The organism is Rhizobium sp. SEMIA 4085, from assembly GCF_013004495.1.
GTDB lineage: Bacteria > Pseudomonadota > Alphaproteobacteria > Rhizobiales > Rhizobiaceae > Rhizobium > Rhizobium gallicum.
Map to the genome: position 1 here is coordinate 1 of NZ_JABEPH010000285.1, position 8,096 is coordinate 8,096.

The window sequence follows — 8,096 nt, forward strand, 5'->3', positions numbered from 1 at the left end:
CCCATGGCGGGGAAGCAGCCGCTGCGCGTGAGATGAGCCAGGCCGGCTGCGCCGACTGTAGGGGCCACGCCGGGAACCAGTGCCATGGCAAATGAATCGCCCCAGACTAGCAATTCGGGTCTGGTTGTTGTCTGGCAGTTCGTCGGGAGTGCCTGAGGAGGCGATCCGGGGCTGAAATCACATGCTCTTCCCAGGCCGAAGTTGATCCGCCGGATCTTCGCAAAGTCAACGGTGCTGTCGGTTGTGGCGATAGCGACTGAGGGCGAGAAGCCAAGAAGAACCGATGCGGCAACGAGTCCTGAGGCAAGCCGTATGCGAGACATAACGTGCCCCCGCCGGAATGGCTCCTCCACGAAATGGTAAAGAGCCCAGCTCGCAACAAATGAGAAAGCAACTGCCGCATAGATCGCAAGGGCAGGAGCATCTGCCAGCCAAACAGCCCGCACATAGACAAGCACGGGCCAGTGGATCAGATAGAGCGAGTAGGAGACGTCACCTACCCTTGCCATGCCTCGAACCGCCAGATTATCCCTGCTGGGCGCAAGCAGGAGGGTCAGGGTTGCCAAACAAACCAAAGCGGCATCCACTACGGGATGTGCGAAACCCATAGGGGCGACGATGATAAATGCGAGCGCCGGGAGGCGCAGCTTCGCAAGCCTGGCAGTCACGAGTGAGGTAGTGGGAAGCAAGGCTCCGAATGAACCAATGGCCATTTCCCAAAATCGGGTCGGCAGAAGGTAAAATGCAGCGGATGGGTCACGAGGGACCACATATAGACATAGAACTAGGCTGGCAACGAGGAGCGAACTAACTCCCGTCAGCCACCATCGCTTGGGAGCCAGGGCCAAGAAGGCCGGCAGCAGCAGATAACCCTGCTCTTCGACAGCAAGCGACCAAAAATGCAGGAGGGGCTTCGTTTCGGCGGCCCCGCCGAAATAGTCCGCCTGGAACCAGAAAACGATATTGCCGGAAAAAGTGAGCGCCCCGTAGACTTGATTTTGGAACTCCAGCAGGCCCACATCTGACAGGAAAAAAGGCGTAGCGATCGTCGTAAGCGCAATGACGACATAGGCCGCCGGCAACAGGCGCTTCGCGCGTCGATAATAGAATTCCGAAAAGCTGAACCGCGATTGCTCAAGCTGCGTCCTGATCAGATTAGTGATCAGAAAGCCCGAAATCACGAAAAAAATATCAACCCCAAGATAACCCGCTGCGAAGGGTCCAATATGTGCGTGGTAAAGGACAACCAGCAAAACAGCCAACCCCCGCAGAGCTTGGATATCAGTTCGAAATTCTCGCGGCATTAGCTGGACCTATGATTTTTCGATTGGCTGGATTGACTGAGGGCTCCGCCGCAGGGTGGCAGCTAGAGCTGCCCTGCAGCCAGGATGCAAAGTTCGCGCCCTTGAGCAGCCTGCCGTTGGATTAAGTTCGGCTGGTCTGCCCGGACCTGCCGATGCCGAAAAAATCAGCATCTGGTGCGGGCAGCACGTCGAGGATTTTCCGGTGTGCGATATGGCGCGATCGTCAATAAACGCTGCCTAGTCGGCGCCATCGGTGCACTCACCGTGCACTTCGAAGGTGCAATCAAGGTCAGTCATAGCTCCGGTCCGTTTCGATCAATTATTTCACCTGTGGGCCAGTCGGAGATCGGCCGTCCAACTGGCAGAACGATGACAAGTGCGTCATCGATGCGCGTGGGCGGCTTATCGAGACGCGGCTCTGGTAGCGTGGACTGTGTGAGAATGTCCGAGAAAACGGTCACCGGGCCATGTCGGCCGAACCTTGCAATATGTTTCCGTAGCTCGTGGCGAACGGTGCCAAAAGCAAATGGGACGTCGAGCTCCTGCAGTGTTGGAAGCATGACACGGATTGAATGGCTGATGCCGAGCCTTTCAAGATCGGCACGCACCCCGTACAATCCCAGCTCAGCCACCAACAGATCGACTGTGCCAACCTTTATAAAACGGCGCAGCAATCCCATATGAGCCGCTACACCATTAGAGTCATAACCGATTGCCCGAAGCTCAGGCCTGGCTCCGGCCCAACTTCGACTACCTTCGAACGGCTTTGCATTAAAGGCCCCAGTCGGCCCATAGGTTTTGCGAAAGAACTCGGCGAGTTCTACATGGTCAGCGAGTTCCAACTCGTTTTCCCAGCACAGCTTCCACCGCACCTCAGAGCACATGCCGACCTCCTTATTTTTGCTGTTTGCCTGAGGCACCAGATCACACAATCGAAGCAGCGGGTGATTGTGAACGTCCAGAGGCTGTCGTCAGTCATCGTGATGCTAGCCCATTGAGGTGGCAGAACCATTGTGAGCGCCGCGTTTCCGATATGATATGCGCTCTAACAACTTGCTACCTCCTGCACCGCTCGTAATAGGCGGTCGATGTACTTGATTTTGATCAATTGATGTTCTTCTAATGGCATCCCGTTTAATTCGTAAAATCGATTGTTTGGATGGTATACATCCACACCATGAATGAAGGAAAATATGCGTTTCAAGGGCCTTGACCTAAATCTCCTCGTGGCGCTCGACGCGCTGATGACCGAGCGTAACCTCACGGCGGCGGCACGCAGCATCAACTTAAGCCAGCCGGCCATGAGCGCGGCCGTCGCCCGGTTACGCGCCTATTTCCAAGATGAGCTGTTTACGATGGCTGGCCGAGAACTTGTCCCAACGCCGCGTGCGGAAGAGCTCGCCTCGGCAGCCCGCGAGACACTGCTGCACATCCAGCTCTCCATTATTTCCTGGGAGCCATTTAATCCCTTCCAATCAGATCGCCGCTTCAGGATCATCCTTTCGGATTTCGTCACCCTCACGTTTTTTGAAAAGGTCGTGAAGCGTGTGGCGCGAGAAGCTCCCGCCGTCAGCTTCGAATTTCTGCCGCTTGCCGACGACCACCAGGAGCTTCTGCGGCGCGGTGACGTCGATTTTCTCATTCTGCCGGAATTGTTTATGTCGAACGCGCATCCTCGAGCGAGACTGTTCGACGAGACACTCGTTTGCATAGGCTGCCATACGAACCAGCAGCTATCACAGCCGCTTACATTCGAGAGATACATGTCGATCGGGCATGTTGCGGCCAAATTCGGAAATGCGCGGAGGCCCTCCATCGAGGAATGGTATTTGCTCGAGCACGGTTTCACGAGACGTGTTGAAGTCGTCGTACAGGGCTTTAGCATGATTCCACCAATGGTGTCGGGTACCGACCGTATAGGGACCATGCCCTTACGGCTGGCGCAGCATTTCGCAAAAACAATACCCCTGCAGATCGTCGAGCTTCCCCTGCCACTTCCTGCTTTCACTGAGGCCGTCCAATGGCCTGCACTTCACAATGGTGATCCGGCAAGCCTCTGGGTGCGGGGGATCTTATCGCAGGAGGCGTCGCGCATGGTTTCGCCGCGTGACCTCGGCGCAGGGCCTCAGGTGATCTAGGCTAAGCTGAGTCTAGCGTGGCCATAGCGATCCGCCCTCGAAGAACCAAGGTGCGCGTTCCTGCCCCATCCGCAGGAGCCGGTCGATCATCGGGCTGGAGCGGTCCAGCTTTGAGGGATAGTCTAGGTCATCTTCGAGTTCGACGACGCGGATGTTGATAGGCTTGTAGCGTTCGCGAAGTGAAGGATGCTGGGCGAGCAGCTCATTGATTTTCGTAATGAAGAACAACTCCTGACTGAGTGCCAGGTTGGCAGATAGCTCATTCCGACGGTCGATAATCTCCGGCATTGCCCGTGGCTCGCGTTTCCGCTGCTGCGGGTTGATCTGTACCACCCAGATTTCGTCTGGCCGCTCCGGCAAGTCGGTGAATTCTCGCACAGGTGGATTGCGGCTGAAGAGCCCATCCCAAAAGAGAGTGCCGTGAGCCTGCACGGCACGGAAGAGTGGGGGAACCGCAGCCGATGCGATCAGTTCATCGTACGTCAAGCTTTCGCCCTCAAATGCCACCCCGAGGCCGTGAATGATGTCCGTCGCCCCGATCAAAAGCTTCGGACTCGCTCGACGATGGGGGTCGCTCGGCAACGACGCAAGGTCGAGGTGGCGAGTAAGAAGGTCGCGCAACCGCGGCTCGGCTATAGGACTATAGAGATAAGGGCTGACCTCGGCGCTGACCGGGAGGCGTGCCGACGACACGGCCCAGAAATTAGCGACCGCATCAAGAATGTCATTCACCTCAAGGTCGCGCCAAAAGTCAATCAAGCGGCGCCTAGCCTCCTCCGCGCCACCGCGGATCAGCCCGGACCACACCAAGGCAGCGCAAATGGCGCCGCCCGACGTCCCACTCAAGGCAACGAGCTGATAGCGATCACGAAACTGGGGCGCCAGTAGGGCGCTCAACACACCGGCCGCAAACGCAGCATGGCTACCTCCCCCTTGGCAGGCTATCGCGATTTTGGGAGCCAGCGACATGAAGAAACACAACCCACGGGAAATTCGTCAGCTTACGTGAGCGCGACCGTAGCAGCGGCGCCCGTCGAAGACCAGATCAGAACCTATTCAATTCTGTCATCCTATTCGGCGACCCGTCCGCGGACGAATCGCAAATAGGGATATCTTCGTTGGCGATGAGAGCCGTCACAGACATGCCTCGATCAAACCGTGGGTGGATTATGGACAAAGCTCGTTCGTAGCAGATAGATGCCATAGACCTGCATCGAGAGGCCAAGCAGAGGGTGCCGCAGGTCGGTGTCATCGCTGTGGACGGCGGTCCACTTTTGGCGAACCGACGTGCAACGGGTGAATGTCGCTTGGCATTGTCCGATGTACGACAATGTCGAACATGCGAGACAGCCAGTTCGATCGATTACGTTGTATCAAAAGAGTTTTTCCTTTGGCACGCGTATTGCGTCCAGGCATTTGCAGACGCGGCACGGACCAGCGTAATCGCGTGGAGACATCGAAATGTTAGCGCAATGCTTTCTGCCGGGGCCGACGTCCGCTCAGCCTGCTGCGGGACGTTCCAGTTGCAGAAGAAGTAGTCGAGCCGAGGCTGCACAAGCGCTTTTGCCGCGGTTGTCCTCGTGCGGATGCCAACTCCTCAATCGGTCCAACCCGGCCAGTCCATGGATATTCGCAAACGAACTGTCATCGTGGCGGAGGCCTCGGCTGCACCCGCGTGCTCAGGCGCTGGCGAACGCGCCGAGTGTTGCGCATCCGCCGCCAGCACCGACCGGTTTCGTGCGGGCACTCACGGCCAACGTCGCCATGGCCTGCTTACCGTCAATGTCCCAGAGGTGCCGTTCTGGCTGAATGGGGGCGACACATTCTACCGCCGGACCACCCATGGCGAGCACCGGTTCATGCTGGTCGATGTCGCCACCGGCGTGCGGCTCGCCGTTGATCCGGCCCGCCTAGCTGCGGTGCGAAAATAAGGCGAGCCACAAGAAATATCGGCCCGAGAATCTTGCCTTTAGGGAGACAAAATGATGCATGTTGGAATGGTTTCGCGTATCCGCGCATTTGCGCTGAGCATGGTTGCGCTGCAAACTCTGATGACCTGGGAAGCGGCGGCTGTCGAGCCCCCGCGAGGCGAATCCGAGATCGGAAATTTCCTGCTGAGCAACGGCATGGAGGTGGTCATCATACCCGATCACCGGACGCCGACCGTCACGCACATGGTCTGGTACAAGGTCGGCAACGCCGATGAGCCACCCGGCAAATCCGGCATCGCTCATTTCCTGGAGCATCTGATGTTCAAGGGCACGAAGAACCACCCCGCGGGTGAGTTTGACGCAAAGATCTCAGAGATCGGCGGCCAGCAAAACGCCTTCACGGGGTCCGACTACACCGCGTACTATCAGACGGTCACGCCGGAAGCCCTCGAATCAATGATGGAATTCGAAGCTGATCGGATGCGCCATCTCGTACTCACCGACGCGGTGATCGCGCCGGAGCGCGATGTCATTCTCGAGGAGCGGCGCTCTCGCGTCGAGGATAATCCCGAGGCGCTTCTCGACGAGGAGATGCGGGCGACCCTCTATCAGAACCATCCTTACCGCATCCCGGTCATCGGCTGGATGCACGAGATGGAACAGCTCAATCGTGGGGACGCCGTAGCGTTCTATGATCGCTACTATGCCCCGAACAACGCCATACTGGTCGTGGCAGGCGACGTGGACGCCGCGACGGTGTCGTGGCTAGCGGAGAAGACCTACGGAGCCGTACCGCGCGGCCGGGACCTGCCGCCGCGGGTCAGACCGCAGGAGCCGGAGCAGAACACCAAGCGGACGGTCGTGCTCACCGATGCGCGCGTGACCTTGCCGAGCTTCCAGAAGTCCTGGGTGGTGCCGTCCTACAGAATAACCGAGCCGGGCGAAGCAGAAGCCCTCGAGCTTCTGTCGGAAATTCTCGGCGGAGGAACGCGCAGCCGGATCTATCAGGAATTAGTGGTGAATCAGGGAATAGCCTCCGGGGCCGGCGCCTATCTCGACGGAAGATCGCTCGATCCGTCGAGCTTCACGGTTTATGGCTCGCCGCGGGGCGAGGCGAAAATCGAGGCGGTGGAAGACGCGATCGACGCTGAGGTTCGGAAAATCATCGACGCCGGCGTTACCGATGTCGAGCTCGAGAAGGCCAAGAACCGCTTGGTGCGCTCGATGATCTTCGCACGCGACAGCCAGGCGGGAATGGCCCACATCTACGGAAAGGCGCTTGCGACCGGCAGCACTGCATACGACTTAAAGCAATGGCCGTTGAGGGTCCGCACTGTAACGGCGAAGGACGTGCAGGCGGTTGCCAAGAAACATCTTAATCCGGACCGCTCGGTAGCGGGATATCTCCTGCCGCGGGAAAGCGCGACCTCAGGAGATAAAAGCCAATGACGATGTTCAACCGACTGCCGATCGGGGCCACCAAGCCACTGCTGGTCGTGCTCGTATTGCTGGGTCTTGCCGCAACGCCGGCGCGGGCGGCCATGGCCATCCAGGAAGTCAAGGGTTCGAGCGGGATCAAGGCCTGGCTGGTGGAAGACTATTCGGTACCGATCGTCACCATTCGTTTCGCGTTCCGGGGCGGCAGCACGCAGGATCCTTCCGGTAACGAAGGCCTTGTCAATCTCATGACCCAATTGTTCGACGAAGGGGCCGGCGACCTTGACAGCGAAGCCTTCCAGGAGAGGCTAGACGATGCCGGCGCCGATATGCGTTTCGACGCCGAGCGCGATGCGCTCTACGGCTCCATGCGCGTGGTCGCCGATCAGAAGGATGTTGCGTTCGATCTTCTCCGGCTGGCCGTCGAGCAGCCGCGCTTCGACCAAGCGCCCGTGGATCGCATCCGCGCGCAGATCGTCTCCGGCATCATGGCGGAAGCCAAGGATCCGGAGGCGGTCGCACAGGTCGCATGGAGGAAAGCGCTCTATGGCGATCATCCGTATTCCCGGCGAAACGAGGGCACCGAGCAAACCCTCGCCGCTGTCGCGACCTCCGATCTAAAGGCGCTTCATAAGCGGCTTTTCGCGCGCAGCAACCTTGCCATCGCCGTGGCGGGAGCGATCGATGCCAGCGCACTCAAGCGCGATCTGGATCGGATATTCGGCGGATTGCCTGCCGAACCGTCGCTGATGCCGATCGCCGACACCGCGCCGAAGCTGGCGCAGGAAATTCGCGTCCCCTATGATTTACCTCAGAGCCGACTGCGCCTGGCCTATTCCGCGATCAGCGACAAAGAGCCGCAGTTCTTCGCAGCCTATCTCATGAACCACATCCTCGGCGGAGGAGCGTTCACGTCCAGGCTCTGGAACGAGGTGCGCGAGAAGCGTGGGCTCGCCTACGGCATCAGATCTAGCTTGGTGAACAACGACCATGCCTCGGCGCTAGTGATCGACACGGGGACCCGCCCGGATCGGGCCGCAGAGACGCTCTCCCTCATTCGCGCCGAGGCGAGGCGGATGGCGGCGGGGGGCGTCAACCAGGAGGAGCTCGAAGCGGCGAAGAAAAACGTCATCGGCGGCTAACGCGTCGGCCAACCCCAACCACCCACCCCGCGCCCCCACCACCTGGGCTGGACCCCACCGGACGATCCCCCGCCCCGACCCCACACCCCGCGCGCACACCCGGTCGCGGGGGGCGCTCGCCGGGATCGTGGGGCGGGGCGGGTG

Annotated in this window: 7 protein-coding genes; 4 read left to right on the forward strand and 3 right to left on the reverse strand. The window is 59.2% G+C overall.

Annotated features, from left to right (window positions below; translation table 11 throughout):
- Together C9413_RS23425 and C9413_RS23430 are read right to left on the reverse strand one after the other, a co-directional pair.
- Positions 1–1,253, reverse strand: a 1,253-nt coding sequence (locus C9413_RS23425; RefSeq protein WP_281408669.1) for an acyltransferase family protein, incomplete at its 3' end; no start/stop codon positions are given.
- Positions 1,254–1,597: 344 nt separating this feature from the next.
- Positions 1,598–2,188: a NodA family N-acyltransferase gene (locus tag C9413_RS23430; RefSeq protein ID WP_040114182.1), complete on the reverse strand. Its 591-nt coding sequence runs from the start codon at positions 2,186–2,188 to the stop codon at positions 1,598–1,600.
- Between the two features lie 309 nt (positions 2,189–2,497).
- Between C9413_RS23430 and C9413_RS23435 the strand changes: the two genes are divergently transcribed.
- Complete coding sequence (locus tag C9413_RS23435) at positions 2,498–3,442, forward strand: LysR family transcriptional regulator (RefSeq protein ID WP_040114181.1); 945 nt, start codon at positions 2,498–2,500, stop codon at positions 3,440–3,442.
- A 12-nt stretch (positions 3,443–3,454) separates the two neighbouring features.
- Here C9413_RS23435 and C9413_RS23440 read toward each other — a convergent pair whose 3' ends face one another.
- Entirely contained in the window at positions 3,455–4,411 is a 957-nt protein-coding gene (locus C9413_RS23440) for a patatin-like phospholipase family protein (RefSeq protein ID WP_040114180.1), read from the reverse strand.
- A 653-nt stretch (positions 4,412–5,064) separates the two neighbouring features.
- On the opposite strand from C9413_RS23440, the gene C9413_RS23445 reads away from it, so the two are divergent.
- From C9413_RS23445 to C9413_RS23455, 3 genes are all read left to right on the forward strand, one after another.
- On the forward strand, positions 5,065–5,373 hold the full coding sequence (locus tag C9413_RS23445; RefSeq protein WP_170250965.1) for a hypothetical protein: 309 nt from the start codon (positions 5,065–5,067) through the stop codon (positions 5,371–5,373).
- 66 nt (positions 5,374–5,439) lie between these two features.
- Positions 5,440–6,822: a pitrilysin family protein gene (locus C9413_RS23450; RefSeq protein WP_040114446.1), complete on the forward strand. Its 1,383-nt coding sequence runs from the start codon at positions 5,440–5,442 to the stop codon at positions 6,820–6,822.
- Positions 6,819–7,952, forward strand: coding sequence for a pitrilysin family protein (locus tag C9413_RS23455; RefSeq protein ID WP_246703836.1), 1,134 nt, complete (start codon positions 6,819–6,821; stop codon positions 7,950–7,952). Before C9413_RS23450 ends, C9413_RS23455 begins: the two co-directional genes overlap by 4 nt.
- Positions 7,953–8,096: the final 144 nt, after the last annotated feature.

What these genes read in the sequence shown, in the direction of transcription:
- C9413_RS23450 (WP_040114446.1), top strand. Translation starts at nt 5,440, where the DNA reads ATGGTTTCGCGTATCCGCGCATTTGCGCTGAGCATGGTTGCGCTGCAA.
- C9413_RS23445 (WP_170250965.1), top strand. Translation starts at nt 5,065, where the DNA reads ATGGATATTCGCAAACGAACTGTCATCGTGGCGGAGGCCTCGGCTGCA.
- C9413_RS23435 (WP_040114181.1), top strand. Translation starts at nt 2,498, where the DNA reads ATGCGTTTCAAGGGCCTTGACCTAAATCTCCTCGTGGCGCTCGACGCG.
- C9413_RS23455 (WP_246703836.1), top strand. Translation starts at nt 6,819, where the DNA reads ATGACGATGTTCAACCGACTGCCGATCGGGGCCACCAAGCCACTGCTG.
- C9413_RS23440 (WP_040114180.1), bottom strand. Translation starts at nt 4,411, where the DNA reads ATGTCGCTGGCTCCCAAAATCGCGATAGCCTGCCAAGGGGGAGGTAGC.
- C9413_RS23430 (WP_040114182.1), bottom strand. Translation starts at nt 2,188, where the DNA reads ATGTGCTCTGAGGTGCGGTGGAAGCTGTGCTGGGAAAACGAGTTGGAA.